The sequence below is a fragment of the Pseudomonas maumuensis genome (genome assembly GCF_019139675.1).
Classification (GTDB): Bacteria; Pseudomonadota; Gammaproteobacteria; order Pseudomonadales; family Pseudomonadaceae; genus Aquipseudomonas; species Aquipseudomonas maumuensis.
Map to the genome: position 1 here is coordinate 2,479,134 of NZ_CP077077.1, position 26,178 is coordinate 2,505,311.

20 protein-coding genes are annotated in these 26,178 nt (G+C 66.5%); 10 read left to right on the forward strand and 10 right to left on the reverse strand.

What is annotated here, in order from left to right:
- Positions 1–63 precede the first annotated feature (63 nt).
- A complete protein-coding gene (locus KSS90_RS11295) occupies positions 64–726 on the reverse strand; it encodes an ankyrin repeat domain-containing protein (RefSeq protein ID WP_217869446.1) in 663 nt (220 codons plus the stop codon).
- A 158-nt stretch (positions 727–884) separates the two neighbouring features.
- On the opposite strand from KSS90_RS11295, the gene KSS90_RS11300 reads away from it, so the two are divergent.
- The gene (locus tag KSS90_RS11300; RefSeq protein ID WP_110701423.1) at positions 885–1,766 is read left to right on the forward strand and encodes a LysR substrate-binding domain-containing protein; all 882 of its coding nucleotides are present in this window, start codon (positions 885–887) and stop codon (positions 1,764–1,766) included.
- Between the two features lie 12 nt (positions 1,767–1,778).
- Here KSS90_RS11300 and KSS90_RS11305 read toward each other — a convergent pair whose 3' ends face one another.
- The 5 genes from KSS90_RS11305 to KSS90_RS11325 form a co-directional block, all read right to left on the reverse strand.
- Positions 1,779–2,507, reverse strand: a complete 729-nt coding sequence (locus KSS90_RS11305) for a DUF899 domain-containing protein (RefSeq protein ID WP_217869447.1) — start codon at positions 2,505–2,507, stop codon at positions 1,779–1,781.
- A 590-nt stretch (positions 2,508–3,097) separates the two neighbouring features.
- The gene (locus KSS90_RS11310) at positions 3,098–4,543 is read right to left on the reverse strand and encodes a curlin (protein ID WP_217869448.1); all 1,446 of its coding nucleotides are present in this window, start codon (positions 4,541–4,543) and stop codon (positions 3,098–3,100) included.
- 30 nt (positions 4,544–4,573) lie between these two features.
- On the reverse strand, positions 4,574–5,044 hold the full coding sequence (locus KSS90_RS11315) for a curlin (protein ID WP_217869449.1): 471 nt from the start codon (positions 5,042–5,044) through the stop codon (positions 4,574–4,576).
- A gap of 15 nt (positions 5,045–5,059) precedes the next feature.
- Positions 5,060–7,294, reverse strand: a complete 2,235-nt coding sequence (locus KSS90_RS11320) for an Ig-like domain-containing protein (RefSeq protein ID WP_217869450.1) — start codon at positions 7,292–7,294, stop codon at positions 5,060–5,062.
- Positions 7,295–7,320: 26 nt separating this feature from the next.
- Positions 7,321–8,667 carry a hypothetical protein gene (locus KSS90_RS11325; protein WP_217869451.1) on the reverse strand — a complete coding sequence of 449 codons (1,347 nt, stop codon included), beginning with the start codon at positions 8,665–8,667 and terminating at the stop codon, positions 7,321–7,323.
- A 290-nt stretch (positions 8,668–8,957) separates the two neighbouring features.
- On the opposite strand from KSS90_RS11325, the gene KSS90_RS11330 reads away from it, so the two are divergent.
- Genes KSS90_RS11330 through qhpG form a run of 4 tightly spaced genes read left to right on the forward strand, consistent with a single transcriptional unit; the run spans position 8,958 to position 14,557 of the window.
- The gene (locus KSS90_RS11330; RefSeq protein WP_217869452.1) at positions 8,958–10,868 is read left to right on the forward strand and encodes a sigma-54-dependent Fis family transcriptional regulator; all 1,911 of its coding nucleotides are present in this window, start codon (positions 8,958–8,960) and stop codon (positions 10,866–10,868) included.
- 3 nt (positions 10,869–10,871) lie between these two features.
- Entirely contained in the window at positions 10,872–12,599 is a 1,728-nt protein-coding gene (locus KSS90_RS11335; protein WP_217869453.1) for an ABC transporter ATP-binding protein, read from the forward strand.
- On the forward strand, positions 12,589–13,266 hold the full coding sequence (qhpE, locus tag KSS90_RS11340) for a subtilisin-like serine protease QhpE (RefSeq protein WP_217869454.1): 678 nt from the start codon (positions 12,589–12,591) through the stop codon (positions 13,264–13,266). Before KSS90_RS11335 ends, qhpE begins: the two co-directional genes overlap by 11 nt.
- Positions 13,259–14,557, forward strand: a complete 1,299-nt coding sequence (gene qhpG / locus KSS90_RS11345) for a flavin-dependent monooxygenase QhpG (RefSeq protein ID WP_217869455.1) — start codon at positions 13,259–13,261, stop codon at positions 14,555–14,557. Before qhpE ends, qhpG begins: the two co-directional genes overlap by 8 nt.
- 36 nt (positions 14,558–14,593) lie before the next feature.
- Here the strand turns inward: qhpG and KSS90_RS11350 are convergent, their stop codons facing one another.
- Together KSS90_RS11350 and KSS90_RS11355 are read right to left on the reverse strand one after the other, a co-directional pair.
- The gene (locus KSS90_RS11350; RefSeq protein ID WP_217869456.1) at positions 14,594–15,907 is read right to left on the reverse strand and encodes an alginate export family protein; all 1,314 of its coding nucleotides are present in this window, start codon (positions 15,905–15,907) and stop codon (positions 14,594–14,596) included.
- A 94-nt stretch (positions 15,908–16,001) separates the two neighbouring features.
- Positions 16,002–17,495 carry an aldehyde dehydrogenase family protein gene (locus KSS90_RS11355; protein ID WP_217869457.1) on the reverse strand — a complete coding sequence of 498 codons (1,494 nt, stop codon included), beginning with the start codon at positions 17,493–17,495 and terminating at the stop codon, positions 16,002–16,004.
- 485 nt (positions 17,496–17,980) lie between these two features.
- Between KSS90_RS11355 and peaA the strand changes: the two genes are divergently transcribed.
- The 5 genes from peaA to KSS90_RS11380 all read left to right on the forward strand — a co-directional run bounded on the left by peaA (position 17,981) and on the right by KSS90_RS11380 (position 24,300).
- The gene (gene peaA / locus KSS90_RS11360) at positions 17,981–19,546 is read left to right on the forward strand and encodes a quinohemoprotein amine dehydrogenase subunit alpha (protein WP_217869458.1); all 1,566 of its coding nucleotides are present in this window, start codon (positions 17,981–17,983) and stop codon (positions 19,544–19,546) included.
- Between the two features lie 36 nt (positions 19,547–19,582).
- Positions 19,583–21,013 carry a quinohemoprotein amine dehydrogenase maturation protein gene (peaB, locus tag KSS90_RS11365; RefSeq protein WP_217869459.1) on the forward strand — a complete coding sequence of 477 codons (1,431 nt, stop codon included), beginning with the start codon at positions 19,583–19,585 and terminating at the stop codon, positions 21,011–21,013.
- 1 nt (position 21,014) lies between these two features.
- Positions 21,015–21,338 carry a quinohemoprotein amine dehydrogenase subunit gamma gene (gene qhpC / locus KSS90_RS11370; protein ID WP_046855356.1) on the forward strand — a complete coding sequence of 108 codons (324 nt, stop codon included), beginning with the start codon at positions 21,015–21,017 and terminating at the stop codon, positions 21,336–21,338.
- A 19-nt stretch (positions 21,339–21,357) separates the two neighbouring features.
- Positions 21,358–22,479, forward strand: coding sequence for a quinohemoprotein amine dehydrogenase subunit beta (gene peaD, locus KSS90_RS11375; protein ID WP_217869460.1), 1,122 nt, complete (start codon positions 21,358–21,360; stop codon positions 22,477–22,479).
- A 138-nt stretch (positions 22,480–22,617) separates the two neighbouring features.
- Positions 22,618–24,300, forward strand: coding sequence for an AMP-binding protein (locus KSS90_RS11380; RefSeq protein ID WP_217869461.1), 1,683 nt, complete (start codon positions 22,618–22,620; stop codon positions 24,298–24,300).
- A gap of 12 nt (positions 24,301–24,312) precedes the next feature.
- Here the strand turns inward: KSS90_RS11380 and KSS90_RS11385 are convergent, their stop codons facing one another.
- Together KSS90_RS11385 and KSS90_RS11390 are read right to left on the reverse strand one after the other, a co-directional pair.
- The gene (locus KSS90_RS11385; RefSeq protein WP_217869462.1) at positions 24,313–24,870 is read right to left on the reverse strand and encodes a TetR/AcrR family transcriptional regulator; all 558 of its coding nucleotides are present in this window, start codon (positions 24,868–24,870) and stop codon (positions 24,313–24,315) included.
- A gap of 155 nt (positions 24,871–25,025) precedes the next feature.
- Entirely contained in the window at positions 25,026–26,177 is a 1,152-nt protein-coding gene (locus KSS90_RS11390; protein ID WP_217869463.1) for an acyl-CoA dehydrogenase family protein, read from the reverse strand.
- Position 26,178 lies beyond the last annotated feature (1 nt).

A 26,178-nucleotide genomic window follows, 5' to 3' on the forward strand; every position in this document is an offset into this window, starting at 1 on the left:
ATGACGCTTGTCTTGAGACCGGTGCGATCGGTGTGGGAGCCGGCTTGCCGGCGATGCGGCGCGTCAGCGGCGCCTGGAGTTTTCCAGCAAGGCGACCATCTCGCGATAACCGCGTTGGCGAGCATGCTCCAGCGCGGTCACGCCGTCCTTGTCGGCAATTAGTGGGTCCGCCCCGGCCGCCAGCAACTGGCGCACGATTTCCACATGCCGCGGGCCGCCATCGCCGAGGATCACCGCCTCGAGCAGCGCGGTCCAGTGCAGGCGGTTGAGGTGGTCCACATCGATACCGGCCGCGATCAGCAACTGCACGGTGCTCACATGCCCGCGTTCGGCGGCCGGGATCAGCGCGGTACCACCGTAGCGGTTGGTGCTCTTCAGGTCGGCGCCATGGGCCAGGGTCAGGCGCAGGATGTCGTCCAGCCCCCGTGCGCCCGCGTACAGGTAGGGGCTGTCGTTGATGTTGTCCTTGGCGTTGACGTCGGCGCCGGCTTCGATCAGCGCCTTGGCGGCCTCCACTTCGTTGGCGTGGGTGGCCACCAGCAACGCGGTCTGGCCCTGGTCGTTGCGGGTATCGGCCTGCGCGCCCCGGTCGAGCAGTTGGCGCACGGCAGGGGCATCGCCGCGGCGGGCGGCATCGAGCAACGCAGTGTTCATGGCGGAGGTCTCGGCATGGCTGGCAAGGCTGGTGAACAGGGTCAGCAGCAAGGTGGTGAACGGCAGGCGCATGGTGGTCGGCTCCTGATAGGACGAGGGTCCATGCTAGGGGGCCTGTGTTTGTAGCAGAAGTGAATAATCTGGATGGATCCCAGTGTATTTGCGCATGTTGCCGGGTATCGGTACCCGTGATAGAAGTCAGGCTTGTCATTCAGAAGTCGAATATCAAGATGTCTGCCAGCGTGAAACCAAATAGGGCCCTGTTCGACCTCGACCTGCTGCGCGCCATCGTCGTGGTGGCTGACTGCGGCAGTTTCACCACCGCCGCAGCGCGCCTGCATTCCACGCAGTCGACCATCAGCCAGAAGGTTCGTCGCCTCGAGGACATGGTTGGCCACCGCCTGCTGGTGCGCGGCAACCGCGATGTGCTGCCCACCGATGCCGGGCAGACCCTGCTCGGTTATGCCCGGCACATGCTGGCCCTCAACGACCAGATGCTCGAGGCGTTGGCCGGGGCCATGGTCGGGGTGACCGTGCGCCTGGGCGTGCCGGAGGATTTCGTCGGCGGGCGCACCACCAATGCGCTGTCCGCGTTCAGCCGGCAGCACCCCCAGGTCAAGCTGGAAGTCACCAGCGGGCTATGCCGCGATCTCAGCCAGGCCTATGACAACGGCGAACTCGACCTGGTGCTGCTCAAGCAGCGGCGCAACAGCCGCGAGGGCGTGGCGTGTTGGCCGGAGCGCCTGCAGTGGATCGACAGCACGCGCATGCCGTCCTTCGACCTCGACCCGATTCCGTTGGTGACCTTTCCGCCACGCGGGCTGTACCGCGATGACATGATCAGCGCGATCGAAGGCATGGGCCGGCGCTGGCGCATCAGCTTCACCAGCTCGAGCCTCAGCGGTATCCAGGCGGCGGTGGCCGACGGTATGGGCATCAGCCTGCTGCCGCCGCGGGCGGCGCTGCTCGAGCACCGGGTGCTGGGCATCGAGCAGGGGCTGCCGGAGGTGGACAGCTACGAGATCGTCATCGTGCATCGGCCTACGGCTGATGTAATGGTCAAGGCACTGGCCGAGGTCTTGACGGAGTTGCTGGCGGTGCAGGCGATCTGACCCGCCGGAAACTCACTCCTTGCAGCAATGCGGCTTGTCACTGGCACTTTCATAGCGATCATGATGCCGCACCCAGTCCATCGTCCCGTCCTCGTTGCGCCCCAAGGGCGCGAGGTCGAGGAAGTTGTACGCGTTGACCAGGATGTCCAGCCCCCGGGCATAGGTGGAGTAGGTGTGGTACAGGCTGCCGTCGCTATCGCGGTAGAACGCGCTGAGCCCGGGCAGCTCCGTTTCGTCGCCGGTGTAGGGTTCGTAGTTGTACTGGGCGCTGCCATCGGTGGCGACAGTGACGCCGAAATCCTGGTTGAAGCGGCTGCCGTGCGAGGAGAACCATGGGAAGTGCCAGCCCATGCGCCGGCGGAACGCCTGGAACTCGGCAAAGGGCGCCCGCGAAACCGCCACCAGGGAAACGTCGTGGTGGGCCAGGTGCAGGTTGGCACCGTCGAAATGGTCGGCCAGGAACGAGCAGCCCGGGCAGCCTTCGTTCCAGCCCTCGGCGAACATGAAGTGATAGACCAGCAACTGACTGCGCCCGGCGAACAGCTCGCCCAGGCTTAGATCGCCGTCCGGGCCCTGGAAACGGTAGTCCTGCTCCACCGCTACCCAGGGCAGGGCGCGGCGGGCGGCGGCAAGCTCATCGCGTTGATGGGTGAAGGCCTTCTCGTGCAGCCAGAGCTGGTGCCGGGCGGCGAGCCACTGGCTGCGGGTTGCCACGGCGTGTTTGGGAGTGGGATGGCTCATGGGCGTGACTCCACGCTTGGGGGGTTCACCTGTTAGTCGCATGCACGTGAGGCAATTCGACAATTTTTCTCCGCTGTCGACGAATGGCCGCCCCGAAGTCTGCCATTCCCTCCCTTGCTTTTGACCCGCCCTTCATCCGCCCTTGATCCGCCCTTGATCCGCTTTTGATCTTGCTTCTAAGCGCGCGATAGTTCAGGCGCCACAAATTGCGACTTCAGGAGGCCGAGCGCAGGGCTTGCGCAGGGAGGTGACGGGCATGGATGCCCGTCAAGCGCCGATCAGGCCATGGATGGCCCGTCGGCGCGTCCTCCCGGAGCGAGCCCGGAGCGAGGGAACCCCGTAGCGAAGCGCAGGGGCCGTATGAACGGAGCCGAACGGTTTTGCCTACTTTTCCCAAGAGAAAAGTAGGTCGCCGTAAAGGCGAAATGGTGACTAAATGTCGACATCTTCTACGAATGAGCCTACAAAAACAATCGCCTCCGAACCCGAACCCGAACCCGAACCCGAACCCGAACCCAAACCCAAACCAAAGAAAAAAAGAACCGCAGCGCCAGGGGAGAACCAACGCCACGGTCCAAGGGGAAACCCCGTCACTGCTGGGTAACAGTCGCCATATTGGCATTCCCAAACTGCGTAATGGTGGCCGTCTGACTAGCCCCACTCTGGTCGACAAACGCCTGGTTGCCATTACCCCCCTGGGTCACATAGGCGAGGTTGACCCCATCGGTCTGCTTGATGGTCGCCTCGTTGCCACTGCCATACAGCTGATAGGTGTAGCTCTGGTTGCCACTGCCCGACTGCTCGAGGGTGATGCTGCCGCCATTGCCCGCAGCCAGCCCCTCGGCATAGTTGGCGGTGCCACGTTGGTCGGCGATGAGCAGGTTGTCGCTGCCGTTCTGCTCGAAGTACAGCTCGTTGTTGCTGTCGGCCTGGCGGGTCTCCATCTGGTTGCGGTTGCCATCCTGATTCAGCCGGGCGATCTGGCTGTTGCCTTCCTGGGTGAGGTTGACCCCGTTGCCATTGCCCGCCTGGTTGATCTGCGCCTGCTGACCGACACCGAACTGCCCGCCGGACTTATCGCCCTTCCAGTTGCTGGCCATGATCTTGTTGGCGTTGCCCACCGTGCTGATGGTCAGGCTGTGGTTGTCACCGGTCTGGTAGGTGAAGTGCAGGTTGTTGTTGCCCACCTGGGAAATACTGGTCACCGCCTGGTTGGTTTCGAACTGGTCCGACCAGCTGGCGTTGCCACGGCCGGTCTGGCTGAGGCCCGCGCTGTTGGCCTGGCCGAAACTCTGGTCGATGTAGCCTTCGTTGCTCTGGCCGTTCTGGTAGACACTGGCCTGGCTCGCGGCCTGGTTGTCCTGCCACACCTCCACCGAGTTGCCGGTGCCGTACTGGTTGATGCCGATGGTGCCGCCCAGGCCGTCGCGCTGGTCGCCGTAGGCCCAGTTCTGCCGGCCTTCCTGGTAGATGGCGATATCGCCGTCCTGGTGGGTCATGTGTTCGGCGGCCGCCTGGTTGTCGCTGCCACCCTGCATGATCACGCTCTTGTTGTTGCTGCCGCCGAACAGCTGCTCCACCGTGGCGTCGTTGCCATGGCCGGACTGCAAGGTGGTGGCCTGGCTGCCGTACTGGGTGTCCTGCCAGATGACCGAACGGTTGCCGCTGCCTTGCTGGACCTGTAGGGCTTCGTTGTTCTCGCCCACCGACTGGCTGGCGAAGGCGTCGTTGAGGCTGCCGCCGGACTGCTGGGTGATCTGGCTGCCGTTCTCGTACAGCTGCTCGGCGTAGCCGGCGTTGAACGAGCCGGTGGCGCTCTGCTGGATATGGCTGGTGCTGCTGTCCTGCAGCGCCATGTGGTTGTGGTCGTGGCCAGCCTGGTTCTGCGTGGCCGAGGCGAACGACGCCTGAGTCTGCTTGACCTCGGCGATGTTCTGGTTGCCCTGTTGGGACTGGGTCGAAGTGCTGTCGTCGGCCATGGCCTGGCCGGCAAGGGCCAGGACGATGGCAGCGCTCAGGGGGGCGAGCTTGTGCATGGTGTTGCCTCCAGATCTGTCGATGAGTGCCTAGCGGTACTGGGTGATGTGGACCTGCTGGCCGTTGCCGGCCTGGGTCACGGCGCTGTTGAGCCCCGTGCCGCGCTGGTCGATGGTGGCGCTGTTGTGGTTGCCGATCTGCTCGATGGCAGCGCTGTTGCCGCTGCCGCTCTGGCGGATCGTCGCGTCGTTGCCCTGGCCCTGCTGGCTGATAACGGCCGTCAGGTCGCTACCTTCCTGCAGGATGTAAGCCTCCTGCGCGCCCCCGGCCTGGACGATCCGGCCCAGCAGGGCCTGGCCGTTCTGGTCGAGGGCGGCACGGTTGCCGCTGCCCAGTTGCTCGATCACTGCGACCTGGCCGGCGCCGCTTGGCAGCAGGCGCAGCACCAGTGGCTCGCCCAGGTCGCTGCCGGCGGCAAGGTCGGCGTTGTCCATCAGGTCGTCGGCCCAGGCCTGGCCCCCGAGGGCCAGGCACAGCAGCAGTGGAAACAGGGCGTTCATGGCATCCTCCCGGCGCTACTGCACGACCACGTTGGTGGTGCGAGTGGTGCCCTGGCTGCTGGTCACGGTCGCGGTTGGCGCGGCGGTCGGGATCAGCGTGGTGCTGTTGCTCACCGTCAGGCGCCAGCGGCCGGTGACCGGCACGGTGGTGGTGCCCAGGGTCTGCACGCCGCTGGTGGTGGTCACCCGCACCGTGATGGTGTTGCCGGTGGTCACCGAGGACGTGCCGCTGATGTCCCAGTTGAAGCGGTTGTTGGAGCGCGCCGTGACCGTCGCCGCGGTGACTGCGAAGGTCTCCTGGGCCGGTCGTGGCGATACCTGCACCGTGACCGTGCCGGGCGTCGAGGTGGCACCGATCGCGTCACGGGCGACGTAGGTGAAGCTGGTGGTGAACGCCGCGCTGACCGTGGCCGGTGGCGTGTAGGTGATCACGTTGCCGTCGGTGCTCACCGTGCCGCGCCCGGCCGGGGTCGGCTGGGTGACGCTGGCGATGGTCAGTGGCAGGTTGCCTTCCGGGTCGGTGTCGTTGGCCAGGGCGTTGATGGTCAGTGGCACGCCGAGGGTGGCGGCGCTATCGGCCACTGCGGTTGGTGGACGGTTCGGCGCGACGTTGACAGTCACGGTGGTGACCGGCGATTTCAGGCCCTTGGCGTCTTGCGCGCGGTAGCTGAAGGTCGCCACCAGCGGCGAGGTGGCCCCGGCCGGCGGGGTGTAGGTCACTGCCGTGGTGCCGTTCAGCACCACGCCGCCCAGGCCGGTGCCCGGTTGGGTGAGGTCGGCGATGCTCAGCGGCACGTTGCCGTCCGGGTCGCTGTCGTTGGCCAGCAGGTTGAGGGTGATCGGTATGCCGACACTGGTGCTGGCGCTGTCGGCCTGGGCCACGGGGGCTTGGTTCTCGGCCTGCACCGGGGCGTTGCCGACCACCACCACCGGTTCCACGTCGAAACCACCATGCGCCGACTTGACCGTGATGCTGGCCGGCGGCTGGGCCAGGTCGTTGACCGTGAGGCTTTGCTGGACGCCGGACTTGGACATCCGCCCGAAGCCCTGGACCAGCAAGTCCGGCACCACGACTTCGTCGCTGGAGCGGGCTTCGATCAGCAAGCGCTTGGCGCTCCAGTCATAGCGAGCCGTGCCGACCTTGACCACATCGCTGAGTTTGCTCGACAGCGCGGTCGGGCGGGTGGTGCCGGTCGGGCTGCTGGCGGTGACCACCACTACCGACGGTGGCACCGCCTGGCTCAGTTGCTGGTTGAAAAACAACCCGTTGTTGTCGGCGAGCATGCTGAACTGGCAGGGCGAAGGCGGCGAGCCGACCAGCGCCAGGCCGTTGCGCAGGCACAGGCTGGCGCTGTTCGGCGCCTTGGCGAAGACTTCGACGCGGGTGCCGGCGGCGTTGCGCTGGTAGGTGGCGCGTTCCAGCGTCACCGGGGTTTGCTGGCGTTGGTCGAGGACTTTGCCGGAGACGGTGAAAACGTTGGTCTGGATGGTGCCCGCCGGGCCCTGGATGCGCACGAAGTTGGTGTTGTTCGGGCTGCCGGTGACCGCCTCGGTGATGTTCGGGTCGCCGACGAAGGTCTCGGTGGCGCCGGTGTCCGGGTTGACCTCGGTGTATGGGCCGCCGACACCGCGCAGGAACGGGCCGAGGTTGCCGTTCAGCGCGCCGCTGAAGTTGCCGGGGGCACCGATGCCGATGTCGCGGGTGATGTTGATCGCTCGCCGGCCCGCCGTGGTCACGTTGACCGTCTCGACGCCATAGGGGTGGGTGATGGTGTAGGTGCCGGTGCGCGGCACGGAGGCGCGGATACGGATGCGGGCGAAGCTCTGCTGATCGCCTTCGACAGGATTTTCAGCGGCGAAGGCTGCCTCGAGGCCTGCCACGTAGACTTCCAGCTCGTAGCCGCTGTTGCCCACCTGGGGGATCTCGGTCTCGGCCAGGAACCAGAACATCTCCGGTGGCCAGTTGTCCGGGAACACCAGCGGCAGGGCATCGTCATAGACCCCGGGTTCGGGCAGCAGGGTACACATGTAGGCCGGGGCACCGGGCCCACCGGGCGCGCGGGTGCTGGTGGCACGCGACTGGCACAGCTCCAGGGCGAGGTTGTTGGCGTCCTTGTACCACATGGGGTAGCCCCCGGTGGCGAAGGTGTAGGGGCCGGGGTCGACCTCCGACAGTGCGGCCCAGGCCGCGCTGCTGAGGGTGAGGGTGAAACCGGCGGCGCAGAGCGCGCGACGCGACCAAGTATTCATGCTGCCTCCTTGAAGGCGTGTCCTGTTCATGGCACCAGCACCACGTCTTCGCTGTCGCTGCCGCCATGGGCGCTGGTGACCTGCACCTTCGCTGGCGGGATCGGCGAGAGCCCGGTGGTCAGGGTCTTGACCGCGCCGTTGCCGCTCAGGCCGCCGATCAATGCACCGTTGCCGGTGCGGGCGGTGAGGGCCGGCGGGCTGGTCTCGTCGCTGCTGCTGGCCACCAGGGTCAGCTGGCCACTGCCCAGGCTGTATTCGGCGCGGCTGATGGTCACCAGGTCGGTCAGCGGCATCGGCGCGCTGGTCGGGGTGCTGGTGGCGATGGCCAAGCTGTTGTCAGCGGTCACCTGCAAGGTCAGCGGCAGGGTCGGGTTGAGCGGCGACTGGGCGTACCAGGCACCGGTGCCGTTGGCCTCGCCGAGGGGCAGGGTGGGGGTCTGGCTGGTCAGGGTGACCGTGGCGGGCGCCGGCGGGGCCATGACGAACACGTCCTGCTGGGCGCGCAGGTCGCCATTTTCGGTATGCCGCGAATAGGTGCTGCGCAGCGGGATCAGCGGTGTCGGTCGGTTGACCGTGGACAGCTTGCCGGAGATGGCGAAGACCTCGGTGCGCAGGTCGATGCCGTTGGGGCCCTCGATGCGCACGAAGTTGGTGTTGAACGGGCTGCCGGTGACCGGCTCTTCCAGGTTCGGATCGCCGATGTAGCGCTCGCTGGCGCCTGTGCCTGGGTTGGTCTCTGTATACGGGCCGTTGACGCTGCGCAGGAACGGCCCGACGTCGCCCTTGAGCGCGCCGCTGTAGTCGCCTGGCGTGCCGATGCCGATGTCACGGGTCATGTTGATCGCCCGGCGCCCAGCCGCCGGGACATCGAACACTTCGACACCATAGGGGTGGGTGACCACGTAAGTGCCGGCCACCGGCACATCGACGCGAATACGTACCCGGGCGAAGCTGACCTGGTCGCCATCCACCGGTTCCTCGGCGCTGAACGCGGCTTCGATGGCCGAACCGTAGCTCAGGTCGATACCGCGGGCGGCATCGACGATGGCGGCATCGGCGGTGAACCAGAAGGCCTCGTCGGGGAAGTTGCTGGGGAACACGATGGGCTGGGTATCGTCGAACACCCCGGGCGTGGGCAGCAGCGTACACATGTACGAAGGCGCACCGGGGGCACCGGCGACCCGTGAACTCACCGCCTTGGACAGGCACAGGTCGAGCACCCGGCCGTGGCTGTCCTGGTACCAGGCGGCGAATTTGCCGGTGGGTAGCGTGTAGGGACCGGGGTCGACCGCATACAGCGCAGCCTGGGCCGGGAGCTGGAGCAGGCCGGCGAAGATCGCCACGGCCAGCGGGTGGGGTGTCGGTCGGTGCATGAGTTTCTTCCTCCTGCAAACGGGCCCATGGGTTGGGGCGTCTGGAGAGGGATCGGCAACTGTTGTGCCAGGTTTTGCAGAGAGGCACCCAGGGCCTTTGCGACGAGGGTTTCAGCGTCCCGGCAACGGTTTGTCGAGGTAGCCATGGTGGGCGGGTGGCCCCAGCATTGGGGAATGGGGTGAGGCTCGGTGTCTGCCGAAGCTGATGACTGACAGCCAATTCTGAAGCACACTGCCGAAAAATCCGATGCCCGTTGCCCCGCCTGAGCGGGGCACACCAGGAGCACGCAATGGCGCGACAACTTCCAACAACAACCGCCAACGACCCCTTGCAGCAATCCCGCCTAGTCCGCCTCAAGCTTGCCAGCGAAGGCGAACTGCCCTGCGGCATGCTGCGCGACGAGATCGACGCCTCCTGGCGGCGCAGCCTTGGCCATGGCCTGGACTGCCTGCAGGGCGAGCAGGTCGGCCTGGGTATTCGCCACGGCCTGGACCTGAACACGTTGCTGGAACACAACCGCCTGCTGATCGACGCGGCCACCCCCGAGCTTGACTACCTGATCAAGCGCCAGGGAAAGAACGGTATCGTCATCCTCGGTGACGCCCAGGCCAACGTGCTGACGATCGACGGCCAGAAACACGTGCTCGAGCGCGAGGGCCTGCGCGACCTGCACCCTGGCAGTTGCTGGAGCGAGGCCCTGCGCGGCACCAATGCCATCGGCACGGCGGTGGTCGAGGGCCAGCCGACCCTGATCAACTGCGGCGAGCACTACCTGGACCGGCTCAGCCCGTTCTCCTGCACCTCGGTGCCGCTGCGTGATCCGCGTGGCGAAGTGATCGGCGTGCTCGACGTGACCCGTGAAGGGGTCATGGCCCAGCCCCAGGACAGCCTGTCCACGTTGCTGCTCGCCGCCGGCAATATCGAAGGCAGGTTGTTCGGGCTCTACCATCCCGAGCATTTGGTGCTGGCCTTCCACAGCCGCCCGCAATACTTGGCCAGCGCCTGGCAGGGCCTGTTGGCGCTGAGCCTGGAGGGCGAGGTGCTGGCAGCCAACGACAATGCCTGCCAGCTGTTGCAGATGCCACGCCAGGCGCTACTCGGGCGGCGCAGCAGCGACCTGTTGGGCGAGCGCTCGCCGGCGTTCATCGCGCGCCTGTGGCAGGGCGGTGTCAGCAGCGTGCAGACGGCGGCGGGCGAATTCTTTTTCCGGGCGCTGCAACTGCCACGACATGCGCGCATCAGCGGCCCGTCGCCGATCGCCAAGCCAGCAGCGCCGAAGGCCCAGGCACTGGAAGCGCTGGCCGGTGGCGATGCGCGCCTGGCGCGTGCCTTGCGCATGGCCCGCCAGGGTTTGGCGAACGGGTTGCCGGTGCTGCTGCTGGGCGAAACCGGCACCGGCAAGGAGGTGGTTGCCCGTGCCCTGCACCAGGCCGGTCCGCGTGCCGACAAGCCATTCGTGGCGGTCAACTGCGCGGCGATTCCCGAGGGGCTGATCGAGTCCGAGCTGTTCGGCTACCGCGACGGCGCCTTCACCGGCTCGCGCCGGGGCGGCATGGTCGGGCGGCTGATGCAGGCCCATGGCGGCACGCTGTTCCTCGACGAGATCGGCGACATGCCGCTGGCCCTGCAGGCGCGCCTGCTGCGTGTACTGCAGGAGCGCCGGGTGGCGCCCCTTGGCGCTGGCGACGAGCAGGACATCGACGTGGCGCTGATCTGCGCCACCCATCGCGATCTCAAACGCCGAGTCGCCGACCAGCACTTCCGCGAAGACCTCTACTACCGGGTCAATGGCGTGTCCCTGCGCCTGCCGGCACTGCGCGAGCGCGACGACCTGGCAACGATCATCCAGGGCCTGCTGGACAAGGCCGGGGCCCGTGCTGTCAGCCTCGACCCGGCACTGGTCGCGCTGCTGGAGAACTTCGACTGGCCGGGTAACATCCGCCAGCTGGAAATGGTGGTGCGCACCGCCCTGGCAATGCGCGAGGAGGGTGAGCAGGTGCTGACCCTCGACCACCTCACCGACTGCCTGCTCGACGAACTGGCCAGCGGCGCCGCGCCGTCCGGCAGCCTGCGCGACAACGAACTGGAACTGATCCGCGCCGCGCTGGCCCGGCACCAGGGCAATGTCTCGGCCGCCGCCGAGGCCCTGGGCATCAGCCGGGCGACGCTGTATCGCAAGCTCAAGCAGTTGCGTGGTTGAGCCATGGGCGGACTGTTCTCCCGATTGATCGAATCCAGCGATCCGCAGTTGATGCGCCAGGCCCTGGCCTGGCTTTACGGCTTCGTGCGCCCGCAGCGTGGCGCCATCGGCGTGCTCCTGGGGTTGTCCCTGGGCGCCTCGCTGCTGGCCCTGGCGCAACCCTGGCTGGTCAAGACGCTGATCGACGAGGGCCTGCTGGCCAAGGATTACCAGACCCTCTGGCACATGGCGGCGATCATGATCGTTGCCGGCCTGCTCGGCACGTTGCTGGCGGGGATCAACCGCTACCTGCACACGCGCCTGTCCGGGCGCATCCTGTTCGCCCTGCGCGACGACTTGTACCGACACCTGCAACAACTTTCGCCGACCTTCTACGGGCGCCGGCGCACCGGTGACATCCTGTCGCGGCTCGATGGCGATGTCGCCGAGATCCAGCGCTTTGCCGTGGACTCGCTGTTCTCGGCGGTGTCGGCGCTGATCGGCCTGGTCGGCGCGGTGGCCTTGATGCTGATGCTGTCCTGGCAGCTGTCGCTGCTGCTGGCGTTGCTGATTCCGCTCGAAGTGCTGTGGCTGCGCTGGATGCGACGCAAGGTCGAGCGCGAGGTACGCAGCCTGCGCGAACGTTCGGCGGATGTGTCGTCGTTCCTGGTCGAGACGCTGCCGGCGATGAAGTTCATCCAGGCCGCCGGCCAGCAGCGGCGCGAGGCCGAGCGCCTCGAACAGTTGGGGCAGGGCTACATGGGGCAGTTGCTCAAGGTGCAGGTCACTGAGTTCTTTACCCAGGCGGTGCCCGGCACGCTGACTTCCTGGTGCCGGGCCTGCGCATTCCTGGTCGGTGGCTGGTGGGTGATCCAGGGCACCTGGCAACTGGGCGCGCTGATCGCCTTTTCTACCTACATGGGCATGGCTGTAGGCCCGGTGCAGAGCCTGCTGGGGCTGTACGTGGCGGTGCAGCGCATGGCGGTGAGCCTGGGACGGGTGATGGAGCTCAAGCGCGAACCGGTCGCGGTGCGGCCCGCCCAAGCTCCGCAGCCGATCGCCGACGGGCCCGGCACGTTGCGGCTCGAAGGCGTGCATTTTGCCCACGATGAGCGCCAGGGCGCTGTGCTGCGCGGTGCCGATGCCAGTTTGCCGGGCGGGCTCAAAATCGCCATCAGCGGCGCGTCGGGCGTCGGCAAATCGACCCTGATCGACCTGCTGCAGCGGTTCTACGATCCCGACACCGGGCGCATCCTGCTCGATGGTACCGACCTGCGCCAACTCGACTTGCAGGCCTTGCGTCGGCGCATTGCGGTGGTCAGCCAGGACATCGTGCTGTTCCGTGGCAGCCTGGCGCAGAACCTCGCCTACAGCACGCCCGAAGCGACCCGTGAGCAGCTGGAAGCGGTGGTGCGCCTGACCCGCCTGGATACTTTGCGCGACAGCCTGCCACTGGGCCTGGACGGGCTGCTCGGTGAGCGTGGGCAGCAGCTTTCCGGTGGCCAGAAGCAACGGATCGCCATCGCCCGGGCGCTGCTGCAGCAACCGGCGATCCTGGTGCTCGACGAGGCCACCTCGGCGGTGGACGAAGCCACCGAGCGCGAAGTGATCGCCGCCATCGATCAGCTGTTTGCCGGGCGCACGCGCATCCTGATCAGCCACCGTGCCTCGACCCTGGCCGATGCCGACCTGCACCTGCACTTGAGCGACGGCCTGCTGCGGGTCAAGGAGCCTGCCAAGCATGCCCAGTGAACTGCGCGTTGGCCTGATCGACAGCGGCTGCTCGCCCGCTCAGGCCGCCATGCTGCTCGATGCCCGGCGCTTCTGGTTGGCGGACGGCGTGCTGCAGGAAGGCGCAGTGCTGCCCGATGCCCTTGGCCATGGCAGCGCCGTGCTCGAGCGTTTTCGCAGTGAGGCCGGGGCCATGCCGCTGCTGCTGGCCCAGGTGTTCGAGGGCCAGTGGAGCACCAGCGCCCTGCAAGTGGCTGCCGCGCTGCTGTGGCTGGTGGAAGAGGGCGCCAGTGTGATCAACCTGAGCCTGGGCCTGCACCAGGACCGCCCGGTGTTGCGCCAGGCCTGCGCCGAAGCCCAGGCCGCCGGGGTGCTGCTGTGTGCCTCCAGCCCGGCAAGGGGTGAACCGGTGTATCCAGCGAGCTACCCCGGGGTGATCCGGGTGACGGGTGATGCCCGCTGTGCGCCGGGTCAATGGTCCTGGCTGGGTACCGCCCAGGCCGATTTCGGTGCGTATGTGGGTACTACCGGTGCGGCAGGCGCGAGCCTGGCCTGTGGTGCCTTCAGCGGTCGCCTCGCCGCGCTGTTGCGCAATCGGCCTGGGGCGGACCACCTGGCGTTGATCCACTGGTTGAAGCAGCACGCGGCGTTCACGGGCCCGGAGCGCAAGGGGCAGGCTGATGGCTGACGCACGCATCGTTGTGCTTGGCGCCGGCCCGGCCGGCGCGGCCACGGCCCTGGGGCTGCGCCGCCTGGGTTACGCGGTGACCGTGGTGAGCGACTGGCGCCGTTTCGCCGCCATCGAGGGGGTTTCCCAGCGCGTGCTCGACGGGCTCCGCCATGCCGGTCTGGGGGCGGCACTCGCGCAAGCCACCACCTCCGCCGCGCGGCAGGTGCAGTGGAATGGCCAACAGCTGCGCTTGAACCAGGAGTGCTTGCTCGACCGCCAGCGCTTCGACCGGGCGTTGCGTGATGACCTGCGCCGGGCCGGGGTCGAGGTGATCGAAGGCCGAGTACGCGAGGTGCTGCGCGAGGGTGGCCATCGGGTGCGCCTGGACGATGGCCAGGTCCTGCGCGGCGATTTTCTGGTCGAGGCCCGTGGCCGTCAGGCACCGCTGGCCGAAGGGCGTTTGCGCGGGCCGGAGACGGTCAGCCTGCTCAATCTCTGGCAGGGCGCACCGGGGCCCGCGGCTTCGGCGGTGGAGAGCCTGGCCGATGGCTGGGCGTGGATGGCGCGGCTGGCCGATGGCCGCTGCTACTGGCAAGTCACGCTGGATGCCGGTACGGCCAGCCTGCCGGGCAAGGCGCAGCTGGCGGCGTATTGCGCCGAACGCCGGCGTGCTTCGGCGCAGGTACTGGCGCTGTTCGATGAACAGGCCCTCGCTCCCGCGCAGGTGTATGCCCGTAGCAGCACGGCGACTTTGGCCTACGCCTGCGCAGGCGATGATTGGCTGCGGGTAGGGGATGCGGCGATGGCGGTCGACCCGCTGTCGGGCAACGGGATTTTCCAGTCGTTGTCATCGGCCTTGCAGGCGCCGGTGGTGATCAACACGCTGCTACGGCGGCCTGAGCACGCCGCCCTGGCGCAGCGCTTTCATCAGACGCGGATCGAGCAGTTGTTCCTGCGTTTTGCCCGGATTGGTCGGGACTTCTACGCCCAGGAGCAATTGCGGGCGAGTGCTGCGTTCTGGGCTGCGCGCCGCGCATGGCCGGATGCGCAACCGGTCCATGCGCAGGCCGCCTGGGGCGCGGTGACGCTCGAGCGTCGGCCCGTGTTGCGTGAGGATTTCGTGGAGGAGGCCGAGGTAGTGGTAACGGCAGACCAGCCGTTGGGGGTGTGGCACCTGCACGGGGTCGAGTTGGCGCCTGTGGTACGCGGGGTGCGGGCGGGGCTGTCGCTGCATGAGCTATTGCGAGATCGGTCTGCGCAGCAGCAGGCGATGGTGCGGCGGTGGCTGCTGGAACAGGGGTGTGTTTAAGACCCTGGGGCTGCGCGGCAGCTCCAGGGACTTGAGTCAGAAGAAGGTCCCGACCACCAGCTGCAGATAGGTCCCGGTTCCCCGGCTGCCCAGTTGCACGCCGCCGTTGTCGGCATTGCGCTCAGGTTTGTAGAAGCCCACCAACGGGCTGATCAGCCAGTGTTCGTTGACCATCCATTCCAGGTACAGGTCCAGTTCGCGCCCACCGAGGTTACCCCTGTCGGTGCTCAGCGGATCAAAGTCGAAGTACAGCGCGCCCAGGGCCAGCCCCTCCCGTGGCGTGGCCTTGAGCGCCACGTGGTGGACCTGGCTGTTGCTGTTGAAAGGCCCGGCGTAATTGGCCGCCACCTCGCCCTGGAACCAGGTGCCATAGCCCCGGCTCAGGCCATAGAACAGCGGGTCGAAGTGCTCCGAGAAGCGGCTGTAGCGGTAGGTGGCGGTGGGCGACCAGGGCAGTGCGGAGAAGGTCCAGTTGCCCTCCAGGTACCAGGCGTTCTCGCGCCCGTCGGTGCGGTCCTGGGTGACATACTCGGCGGCCAGTTCGAGGTCTTTCACTCCCAGGTTGCCACGCCCGCGCAGGCTCACCGTGTCCATGCCGTCGCGGTGCTCCAGGCCGAGGATCTCGGCGTAGCGCCGGTCGACATCCAGGCCGCGGATCCAGCTCAGGCCCAGGGTGCCCGCGTCGGCGACATGCTCGAGGTTGGCCACCGCCATGGCGGTGTCGGCCTGGAACGGGTTGTCGGACTTGAGCCACATCAGGTCGCCGCGCCAACCCTGCTTGCCGCCCAGACGCAACACGGCGGTGCGCTCGAACGCCTTGCGCGCCGCCAGGTAGTAGGCGCCGCCACGGTCGAAATCGGCGCCCAGGTCGACGTTGCCGGCATTGACCGGGTCGCCCTGGATCAGGAAACCGTCGCCGAGGGTGATGACCTGGCGCCCGCCGGAGAGGTCGATGCCATCTTCGCCAAGCGCCGGAAACAGGGTGCCCGAGCGCCATCCCAGGTAAGCGTCCTCGACGGCAGTGCGACGTTCGTCACCGAGCGTGAAACCCGCGGCGTCGCCATCGCCCCAGGTGGCCGAACTGAGCAGGCTGAAGGCGCCGTAAAACGTGCCGTTGCCGGCCAGCGCCTGGCTGGCGCTCAGGCCGTACTTGACGTAGCCCTCGCGCCAGTTGCTGCTGCCGGCCTGGCGGTTGCCGAACTGGTCGAAGCTTTCGTCGCTGTGGAATACGCCGAACAGCGCTTCGAGGTTGGCGTCCAGGGTGGTGCCGGCGTGGTTGTAGAGTTCGTGGGCCTGGGTGAGGGGAGTGGCCAGCAGCAGGGCCAACGTGCAGGCGAGCTTGTGCGTCATGGTGTGCTCCATGTTTTTGTTGTTTTCCGGCTTTTTCATTGCCTGGCCGGGCCTCATCGCTGGCTTGTCGACGATGAGGCCCGGCCAGGTGAAATCAGAGCTTGATCAGCACCGACTTGAGCTCGGTGTAATGCTCGATCGCCGCCGCGCCCATCTCGCGACCGACGCCCGACAGCTTGTAGCCGCCGAACGGCAGCGCCGGGTCCAGCGCGCTGTGGCAGTTCACCCACACCGACCCGGACTTGATCCGCGGGATCATCCGGTGCACCGCGGCCAGGTCGTTGGACCAGATGCTCGCGCCCAGCCCGTAGGGGTTGTCGTTGGCCAGGCCCACCACCTCGTCGAGGTCGTCGAACGGCATGGCCACCAGCACCGGGCCGAAGATTTCCTCTTGCACCAGCCGGTGACGCTGGTCGACATCGACGATTACCGTCGGCTTGACGAAGTAGCCCGGGCCGAAGCCTTCGCCGCCGCAGGCGATGGTTGCGCCCAACTCGCGACCCAGGTCGATGTAGCCGGTGACCCGCTCCTGCTGCTTGGCCGAGATCAGCGGGCCCATCTGTACCGACGGGTCCAGGCCGTTGCCGAGCTTCATGCCGTTGGCGATGCCGGCAATGTCGGCCACCACGTTGTCGAAGTGCTTGCGCTGCACATACAGCCGCGAGCCGGCGCAGCACACCTGGCCCTGGTTGAAGAAGATCGCCGTGGCGGCGCCGGCGGCGGCCTCCTGCAGGTTGGCGTCGGGCAGGACGATGGTCGGCGACTTGCCGCCCAGTTCGAGGGTGACGCGGGTCATGTTGTCCATGGCGGCCTTGCCGATCAGCTTGCCGACTTCGGTGGAGCCGGTGAAGGTCAGCTTGTCCACGCCCGGGTGGCGGCTCAGCGCGGCACCGGCGTTCAGCCCGGTGCCGGTGATCACGTTGAACACGCCGTCCGGGTAGCCGGCCTCGCTTACCAGTTCGGCGAGCTTGAGCGCGGTCAGCGGGGTTTCGTCGGCAGGCTTGAGCACCACCGTGCAGCCGGTGGCCAGGGCCGGGCCGAGCTTCCAGCAGGCCAGCAGCAGCGGGAAATTCCAGGCGACGATGGCGCCGACCACGCCCACCGCCTCGCGGCGCACGAACGCGTGGAAGTCGTCATTGGGCATCAGCGGCAGCGACGGCTCGACCGTGCTGCCTTCGAGCTTGGTCGCCCACCCGGCCATGTAGCGCAGGAAGTCGATGGCCAGTTGCACGTCCATCACTTGGGCCACGGCGGCACTCTTGCCGTTGTTCAGGCATTCCAGCTCGGCCAGCTCCTGGGCATCGCGTTGCATCAGGTCGGCCAGGCGCCACAGCAGGTTCTGCCGCTCGCGCGGACGCATCCGGCTCCAGGCCGAGTGCTCGAACGCCTGGCGGGCGGCCTGCACGGCGCGGTCCACATCCTGTGCCTCGGCCGCGGGCACCTCGGCGAGGGCCTCGCCACTGGCCGGGTTGCGCAAGGTCATGGTGCGGCCGCTGGCGGCGTCCTGCCAGTCGGCGCCAATGCGCATCTTCAGCGGGCGTGCGAGGAAGGCACGGGTGGCGGGCAGGATCGGCAGTTCGGAATGCATGGGGCGGTGCCTCTTGTCATGGTTGTGACCAGGGCAGGGCAATGGGCGTGCCAAGCCGGTCAACGCGTTCACAGCCCTTGATGCATGTGCTTTTCGCGTTACATGGCATGCAGTCAGGGAGGCTTGAGCTGTTGCACATTGAGACTTAGTGAGACGCAGATGACACGGACCGCTGTGCGGGCCAATCGCCGGCAAGCCGGCTCCCACAGGTACGGCGTTGGACTCGAAGGTGGCCAGATCCCTGTGGGAGCTGGCTTGCCAGCGATGGCCTGCGCAGCAGGCCCCCGTGTCTCAAGGTGAAACACCCCGTCGCGAAATGGCACGTTCGGCCACAGTCCGCGCTGCTGGGATTTACCCCAGCTTTTCGCCCAACTCGTTGATGCAAAACATATTTGCCGCAACTGGCACACTTTCTGTATCGCCATTGTCAGATGCACACCGCAGCGTGCGAATAACGATAAGAACGATACCGTGGAGGTCTGACCTTGAAGACGACTCGACTCCGGCGGCAGGCGGGCACACTGGCGCTGGTCGCCACCGCACTGCTGTCCGCCCAGGCCATGGCGGCCGAGCAGGGCCCGAGCCTGTTGCAGAACAAGTGCATGGGGTGCCATATCCCCGAAGGCAACGACAGCTACAGCCGCATCAGCCACCAGCGCAAGACCCCCGAGGGCTGGCTGATGAGCATCGCCCGCATGCAGGTGATGCATGGCCTTTCGATCAGCGACGACGACCGTCGCACCCTGGTCAAGTACCTGGCCGACAAGCAGGGCCTGGCGCCCAGCGAGACCGACGGTGTGCGCTATGCCATGGAGCGCCGGCTCAATACCGTCGAGCACTTCGACGACCAGCTCAGCCAGATGTGTGGGCGTTGCCACTCCGGCGCCCGGGTCGCCCTGCAACGGCGTCCGGCCAAGGAATGGGAACACCTGGTCAACTTCCACCTCGGCCAGTGGCCGTCCCTTGAATACCAGGCCCAGGCCCGTGACCGCGACTGGCTGGACATCGCCCTCAAGCAGATGGTGCCCGACCTGGCCAAGCGCTTCCCCCTCGACAATCCGGCCTGGGCCGAGTGGCTCAAGGCCCGGCCCGAGTCCAAGGTCCTGGCCGGGCAATGGGCGTTCAGCGGCCATATGCTGGCCAAGGGTGAAGTGCGTGGGGTGATGACGGTCAGCGCCGAGCAGGGCGATACCTTCAAGGTCGAGGTCAAGGGCGCCTACGCCGACGGTACGCCGTTCAACGGCAGCGGTGCGGCGATCCTCTACAACGGCTATGAATGGCGCGGCAACGTCAAGGTCGGCGAGGCCAACCTGCGCCAGGTGTTCGCCGCCATCGACGGGCAGATGAAGGGCCGCATGTTCGAGGCCGAGCACGACGAGCGCGGCCTGGACTTCAGTGCGGCGAAGGCCGGGCAGGGGCGCCTGCTGGCGGTGCAGCCGGCGTTCATCAAGACCGGCAGCGACAGCGAGATCACCCTGGTGGGCAGCGACCTGTCCGGCAAGCCCGACCTGGGCGCGGGCGTGCAGGTGACCGAAGTGCTGGAGTCGACGCCGACGCTGATCCGGGTCAAGGCACGGGCCGCCAAGGATGCCGCCGCCGGCCCCCGCGAGGTGGCGGTGGGCGCGCTCAAGGGCGTGCAGCTGGCGGTGTACGACAAGGTCGATGAGGTCAAGGTGGTGCCGGCGTTCTCCATTGCCCGCATCGGCGAGAACGGCGCCTCGGTGCCGAAGGTGCAAGGTCGCTTCGAGGCTGAAGCCTGGGGCAAGGACGCCAGTGGCCAGCCGCTGCGCATCGGCTACCTGCCGGCGACCTGGAAAGTCGAGCCGTTCAACGAACGGGCGGTGGAGGACGAGGACGTCAGGTTCGCCGGGCAGATGCAGGCCGACGGCGTGTTCGTGCCGGGCGGGGCAGGGCCCAACCCCGAGCGCAAGATGATGACCAACAACGCCGGCAACCTGAAGGTGATCGCCACCCTCGCCGACGGTGGCCAGCAGGGCGAGGGCCACATGATCGTTACCGTGCAGCGCTGGAACAATCCGCCGCTGCCATAGGCATCAACCTGACCAATTGCTTATCGGGAGGTCGCCATGGGCGTACTACTGAACCTGGTCGAACGCAACCTGCACGAAGTGCAGGTCGATGCCGACCGCATGCTGTTCCATATCCCCAGCAGTTCGCTGTTCGCCACCGATGCGGTGACCGGCGGCATCATCGACACCCTGCGCCGCCAGGGCTGTTCCGCCGAGGAGCTGCTGCAGCAGCTCGGCCAGCAGTTCGACGGGCAGGACATCGAGGAAACCCTGCGCGAGCTGATCGCCCTGGAAGTGGTCAGCGACGGCTCGCCGCTGACCCCGGAAATCGCCCTGAAACAGGTCGAGCGCACCGCGCTGAACACCGTGGTGCTCAACGTCAACACCGGCTGCAATCTGAGCTGCACGTACTGCTACAAGGAGGACCTCGACAAGCCCTCCGCCGGCAAGAAGATGAATAGTGCCACCGCCGAAGCCTCGGTGGAGATGCTGCTCGAGGAGTCGCCGAACGAGGAGCGCTACAGCGTGGTGTTCTTCGGCGGCGAGCCGCTGTCCAACCGGGCGTTGATCGAGCACATGGTGGCGTATTGCGAGCGGCGTTTCGCCGAGGCGGGCAAGCAGGTCGAGTTCATCATGACCACCAATGCCACGCTGCTCAGCGAAGAGATCGTCGACTGGCTCGATGCCCACCGCTTCGGCCTGTCGATCAGCATCGACGGGCCCAAGACCGTGCATGACCGCAACCGCATCACCGTGGGCGGGCAGGGCACCTACGACGTGGTGCGGCGCAAGGCCGACATGCTGCTGTCGCGCTACCGCAGCCGGCCAGTGGGCGCGCGGGTGACCCTGACCCGTGGCATCACCGATGTCGAGACCATCTGGAACCACCTGTTCAACGAGGTGGGTTTCGCCGAGGTGGGGTTCGCCCCGGTGACCTCCGGTGACATGGCCGACTTCAACCTCACCGGCGACGAGCTGGTGCAGGTGTTCGCCAACATGAAGGCCCTGGGCCGACGGTACCTGGAAGCGGCGCTGGAGCACCGCAACATCGGCTTCTCCAACCTGCACCAGCTGATCACCGACATTCACGAAGGCCACAAGAAGGCCCTGCCATGCGGTGCCGGGCTGAAGATGCTGGCGGTGGATCACGAGGGCGAGTTGAACCTGTGCCACCGCTTCACCGGCTCCAGCCTGCCGACCTTCGGCAATGTGCATCAGGGCGTGAAGCAGGCGCAGCTCAACGATTTTCTCTCGCAGCGCCTGGACCGCAGCGGCACCGGCTGCGACAGCTGCCGCATCCGCAACCTGTGTTCCGGCGGTTGCTACCACGAAAGTTACGCCCGCTACGGCGACCCGCAGCACCCGACCTACCACTATTGCGAGCTGATGCGCGACTGGGTCGACTTCGGCATCGAGGTCTACAGCCGCATCATGGCCGTTAACCCGGCCTTCATCGATCGCTACATCACTCCCCGGAAGGCGCACTGACATGAAGCACCTCAAACCGCTGAACAACAAGGCGCGCATCCTCGAGCAGGCGGCCGCCGAAGACCGCGTCGAGGAAGTGCTGGCGATGAGCGCCGTGGCCGGCTGCACCGCCACCACCGACCCGGGCTGGGAAGTGGACGCCTTCGGTGGCGTCAGCTCGCTGTGCCAGCCGATGGAGGCCGACTTGTACGGTTGCTCCGACCCTTGCTGGTGGCCAGCCCAGGTGCCGGACATGATGAGCACCTACCAGGACTGGAACGCCCAGGCGACCAACTCCGCCGAAGACTGGCGCAACCTCGGCACCGTATTCCCGAAAGACAAATAGAACGACAAGGGGAAACCGCATGAAACCTGGATTCTGCGCGCAACTCGCGCTCACCGTCGCTGCCACGGCCTGCGCCTGGGCGGCCCAGGCCGACGACGCAGGCAAGGCCCTGAAGGCCGGCCATGAATACCTGATCGCTACTAATTACCCGAACAACCTGCACGTGGTCGAGGTGGCCAGCGACACGCTGTACAAGACCTGCCGCATGCCCGATTCGTTCGGCCCCGGCACGGCGATGATGGCGCCGGACAACCGCACCGCCTACGTGCTCAACAATCATTTCGCCGATATCTATGGCATCGACCTGGACAGCTGCAAGACCACCTTCCACGCCAACCTGTCCAGCGTGCCGGGCGAGGTCGGCAAGGCCATGTACTCCTTCGCCATCAGCCCCGACGGGAAGGAGGTGTACGCCACGGTCAACCCCAGCCAGCGCCTGAACGACCACTATGTGGTCAAGCCGCCGCGCCTGGAGGTGTTCCGCACCGGCGACGGCCTGGATGCCAAGCCCGTGCGCACCTTCCCGATGCCGCGCCAGGTGTACCTGATGCGCGCCGCCGACGACGGCAGTCTCTATGTGGCCGGGCCGGATATCTACAAGCTGGACGTCAACACCGGCAAATACACCGTCGCGCTGCCGCTGCGCAGCTGGAACCGCCCGGGCTACAGCGCGCCGGACGTGCTGTACTTCTGGCCGCACCAGAGTTCGTTGCACGAGTTCTCGATGCTCTACACCATCGCCAGGTTCAAGGACGCCAAGCAGGACCCGGCCACCGCCGAGCCGCTTTACGGCTACCTGAGCATCGACCTGAAGACCGGCAAGGCCCATACCCAGGAGTTCGCCGAGCTGACCGAGCTGTACTTCACCGGCTTGCGTTCGCCGAAGGATCCGAACCAGATGTATGGCGTGCTCAATCGCCTGGCCAAGTACGACATCACCCAGCGCAAACTGATCAAGGCGGCTAGTCTGGAGCACACCTACTACTGCGTGACCTTCGACAAGGCCGGCGACAAGCTCTACCTGGGCGGGACGTTCAACGACCTGGCGGTGTTCGACCCCAATACGCTGGAGAAGGTGGGGAACATTAAGCTGCCCGGTGGCGACATGTCGACCACCACGCCGCAGGTGTTCATTCGGTAGAGCGGTGTTGGCCCTATCGCCGGCAAGCCGGCTCCCACAGGTACGGTGCTGCCCTCGGGCCTGCAGCGATCTCTGTGGGAGCCGGCTTGCCGGCGATAGGGCCGGATCAATTCCTACAAGAACAACAAGAGACACCCCATGACCCAGCCCAGCCACACCGTAGGCAGCAACGCCATTCCCTTGCTCAATTCGTGCATCGGCGACGCCTTCGACGCCACCGTCGCCCGCTTCCCCGACCGCGAGGCCCTGATCGTCCGCCATCAGCAGTTGCGCTACACCTGGCGGCAGCTGGCCGATGCGGTCGATCGCCACGCCCGCGCACTCATGGCCCTGGGCGTACAGGTCGGCGACCGTCTGGGCATCTGGGCGCCCAATTGCGCCGAGTGGTGCATCACCCAATTCGCCAGCGCCAAGATCGGCGCGATCCTGGTCAACATCAACCCGGCCTACCGCAGCAGCGAGCTGGAATACGCCCTGGGCCAGTCGGCCTGCCAGTGGGTGATCTGCGCCGACGCCTTCAAGACTTCCGACTATCACGCCATGCTGCTGGGCCTGGTGCCTGAACTCGGCACCTGCCGAGCGGGCGAGCTGCAAAGCGCGCGGCTGCCCGCGTTGCGTGGTGTCACCAGTCTGGCGGCCAATCCACCTGATGGCTTCCTGGCCTGGTCGACGTTGCAGGACCGCGCCGCACAAACCAACGCCCAACAGTTGGCGGTACGGCAGGCCAGCCTGCACCGGCACGCGCCGATCAACATCCAGTACACCTCCGGTACCACCGGCTTCCCCAAGGGCGCGACCCTCAGCCACCACAACATCCTCAACAACGGCTACATGGTCGGCGAAAGCCTCGGATTGACCGAGCAAGACCGGCTGGTGGTACCGGTGCCGCTGTACCACTGCTTCGGCATGGTCATGGCCAACCTAGGCTGCATGACCCACGGCAGCACCCTGATCTACCCCAACGACGCCTTCGATCCGCTGCTCACCCTGCAAGCGGTTGCCGAGGAACGTGCCACCGCCCTGTACGGCGTACCGACCATGTTCATCGCCGAACTCGACCACCCGCGTCGCCATGAATTCGACCTGTCCAGCCTGCGCACCGGGATCATGGCTGGCGCCACCTGTCCGATCGAGGTGATGCGCCGGGTGATCGACGAGATGCACATGGGCGAGGTGCAGATCGCCTATGGCATGACCGAGACCAGCCCGGTGTCGTTGCAGACCGGCGCCGCCGACGACCTGGAGCGCCGGGTGACCAGCGTCGGCCGCACCCAGCCGTGGCTGCAGAACAAGGTGATCGACAGCGAGGGCCGCACGGTGACGCGCGGCGAGATCGGCGAGCTGTGTACCCGCGGTTACAGCGTGATGCTCGGCTACTGGGACAACCCCAAAGCCACCGCCGAAAGCATCGACGCCGAGGGCTGGATGCACACCGGCGACCTGGCGGTGATGGACGAACAGGGCTACGTGCGCATCGTCGGGCGCAGCAAGGACATGATCATCCGCGGTGGCGAGAACATCTATCCGCGGGAGCTGGAGGAGTTCTTCTTCACCCACCCGGCGGTGGCCGACGTGCAGGTGATCGGCATTCCCTGCAGCCGCTATGGTGAGGAGATCGTCGCCTGGATTCGCCTGCACCCGGGGCAGGTGCTGGGCGAGGAGGAACTGCGTGAATGGGCGCGGGCGCGCATCGCGCATTTCAAGGTGCCGCGCCATTTGCGCTTCGTCGACGAGTTCCCGATGACAGTGACCGGCAAGGTGCAGAAGTTCCGGATGCGCGAGATCAGCATCGAGGAACTGGCGGGCGGCCAGGGGCGGTAGTCGCCCCTGAGTTCAGGCGTGGGCCCGCGCGCCGTTGAGGAACAGCTGCTCCACGGTCTGCGCGGTGTTGGCGCTGGCGGCGCGGCCACGGCGCTCGGCATCGACCATGCCGTAGATCATGGTCATGAACATCTCGGTGAACACCGCCGCGCTGATGTCGATGCGCAGCACGCCCAGTTGCTGGGCGCGCAGGAAGAACGCATCCATGGCCTGGGTGTAGGCCTGCCAGCGCAGATCCTCGGCGTTGTTGAGCAGGGTGTCGGGGCGGTACTGGAACATCAGGAACACCAGCATTTCGCGGTGCTTGAGATGTTCGGCGATCAGGTGGCGAATGCCGACCAAGGGTTCGGTGCGCTCCAGGTCGGCTTCCTGGATGACCTGGTTGAGCACTTGCTCGCCGTGGTCCTCGAGCAGGTTCACCAGGTTCTCGCGGGTGCCGCAGAAGCGGTGCAGGGTGGCCTTGCTGACACCGGCGGTTTCCGCCAGTTCTTTCAGGGTGGCGCGGGGGTGGACGACAATGGCATGGGCCAGCGCCTTGAGCAGGCGTTCTTCTTGGAGGGATCTGCGCATGTTGGACCTCGAGTCGGGGTTCGGCTGTCGGGCAGGCGAAAAGAGACGAAAGATCCACTACTGTATCATATGAGACGAATAAATCTCATGCGCTGGGCAACTTATCGCGGGTCAAGTGCTCCACCATGGAGTGGGCTCGACCCGCGATGGGAACGTCAGATCGGATAATGCTTCAACTCACGGGCGATCAGCATCCGTTGGATTTCGCTGGAGCCCTCGTAGATCTGGGTGATGCGTGCGTCCCGATAGTACTTCTCCACCGGGTAGTCTTCCAGGTAGCCGTAGCCGCCGTGGACCTGGATCGCCATCGAACAGACCCGCTCGGCCATCTCGGAGGCGAACAGCTTGGCCTGGGAGGCTTCCGACAGGCAAGGCTTGCCCGCGCTGCGCAGACGCGCGGCGTGCAGGATCAGCAGGCGGCTGGCGTTGATCTGCACCTGCATGTCGGCCAGCAGGTTGGCGATGCTCTGGTGCTCGTTGATCGGCTTGCCGAATTGGATGCGCTCGCGGGAGTAGGTCAGTGCCGCCTCGAAGGCTGCGCGGGCGATGCCCAGGGCCTGGGCGGCGATGCCGATGCGCCCGCCTTCGAGGTTGGACAGGGCGATGGCCAGGCCCTTGCCGCGCTCGCCGAGCAGGTTGGCGGCCGGGATGCGGCAGTTGTCCAGGGTCACCGCGCAGGTGTCGGAGGCGCGGATGCCCATCTTGTGTTCGCTGCGGTCGACCTTGAACCCAGGGTTGTCGGTGGGCACCAGGAACGCAGAGAGGCCTTTCTTGCCCAGCTCCGGGTCGGTCACGGCGAAGACGATGGCCAGCTTGGCGCGGCGGGCATTGCTGACGAACTGCTTGGCGCCATTGATCACCCACTGGCCATCGACCAGTTCGGCGCGGGTACGCAGGTTGTGGGCCTCGGAGCCTGCCTGGGGCTCGGTCAGGCAGAAGCAGCCGATCACCTCGCCGCTGGCAAGTGGCGGCAGCCAGGCCTGCTGTTGTTCAGGCGTGCCGTAGGCCAGCAACGGGCCACAGCCCACCGAGTTGTGGATGCTCATCAGTGCCCCGATGGCGCCGTCGCCGGCGGCGATCTCCTCGACCGCCAGGGCATAGGCGACGTAGTCGGTGTAGCTGCCGCCGAAGTCTTCCGGCACCACCATGCCGAGCAGGCCCAGCTCGCCCATCTTGCGTACCACGCCGTCATCGATCCAGGCGGCTTTCTCCCAGGCCTGGGCATGGGGGGCGATCTCGCCACGGGCGAAGTCGCGCGCCATGTCGCGGATCATTATCTGTTCTTCGCTCAGTTCCAGGTCTTGCATC

What these genes read in the sequence shown, in the direction of transcription:
- KSS90_RS11295 (WP_217869446.1), bottom strand. Translation starts at nt 726, where the DNA reads ATGCGCCTGCCGTTCACCACCTTGCTGCTGACCCTGTTCACCAGCCTT.
- KSS90_RS11300 (WP_110701423.1), top strand. Translation starts at nt 885, where the DNA reads ATGTCTGCCAGCGTGAAACCAAATAGGGCCCTGTTCGACCTCGACCTG.
- KSS90_RS11305 (WP_217869447.1), bottom strand. Translation starts at nt 2,507, where the DNA reads ATGAGCCATCCCACTCCCAAACACGCCGTGGCAACCCGCAGCCAGTGG.
- KSS90_RS11310 (WP_217869448.1), bottom strand. Translation starts at nt 4,543, where the DNA reads ATGCACAAGCTCGCCCCCCTGAGCGCTGCCATCGTCCTGGCCCTTGCC.
- KSS90_RS11315 (WP_217869449.1), bottom strand. Translation starts at nt 5,044, where the DNA reads ATGAACGCCCTGTTTCCACTGCTGCTGTGCCTGGCCCTCGGGGGCCAG.
- KSS90_RS11320 (WP_217869450.1), bottom strand. Translation starts at nt 7,294, where the DNA reads ATGAATACTTGGTCGCGTCGCGCGCTCTGCGCCGCCGGTTTCACCCTC.
- KSS90_RS11325 (WP_217869451.1), bottom strand. Translation starts at nt 8,667, where the DNA reads ATGCACCGACCGACACCCCACCCGCTGGCCGTGGCGATCTTCGCCGGC.
- KSS90_RS11330 (WP_217869452.1), top strand. Translation starts at nt 8,958, where the DNA reads ATGGCGCGACAACTTCCAACAACAACCGCCAACGACCCCTTGCAGCAA.
- KSS90_RS11335 (WP_217869453.1), top strand. Translation starts at nt 10,872, where the DNA reads ATGGGCGGACTGTTCTCCCGATTGATCGAATCCAGCGATCCGCAGTTG.
- qhpE (WP_217869454.1), top strand. Translation starts at nt 12,589, where the DNA reads ATGCCCAGTGAACTGCGCGTTGGCCTGATCGACAGCGGCTGCTCGCCC.
- qhpG (WP_217869455.1), top strand. Translation starts at nt 13,259, where the DNA reads ATGGCTGACGCACGCATCGTTGTGCTTGGCGCCGGCCCGGCCGGCGCG.
- KSS90_RS11350 (WP_217869456.1), bottom strand. Translation starts at nt 15,907, where the DNA reads ATGACGCACAAGCTCGCCTGCACGTTGGCCCTGCTGCTGGCCACTCCC.
- KSS90_RS11355 (WP_217869457.1), bottom strand. Translation starts at nt 17,495, where the DNA reads ATGCATTCCGAACTGCCGATCCTGCCCGCCACCCGTGCCTTCCTCGCA.
- peaB (WP_217869459.1), top strand. Translation starts at nt 19,583, where the DNA reads ATGGGCGTACTACTGAACCTGGTCGAACGCAACCTGCACGAAGTGCAG.
- qhpC (WP_046855356.1), top strand. Translation starts at nt 21,015, where the DNA reads ATGAAGCACCTCAAACCGCTGAACAACAAGGCGCGCATCCTCGAGCAG.
- peaD (WP_217869460.1), top strand. Translation starts at nt 21,358, where the DNA reads ATGAAACCTGGATTCTGCGCGCAACTCGCGCTCACCGTCGCTGCCACG.
- KSS90_RS11380 (WP_217869461.1), top strand. Translation starts at nt 22,618, where the DNA reads ATGACCCAGCCCAGCCACACCGTAGGCAGCAACGCCATTCCCTTGCTC.
- KSS90_RS11385 (WP_217869462.1), bottom strand. Translation starts at nt 24,870, where the DNA reads ATGCGCAGATCCCTCCAAGAAGAACGCCTGCTCAAGGCGCTGGCCCAT.
- KSS90_RS11390 (WP_217869463.1), bottom strand. Translation starts at nt 26,177, where the DNA reads ATGCAAGACCTGGAACTGAGCGAAGAACAGATAATGATCCGCGACATG.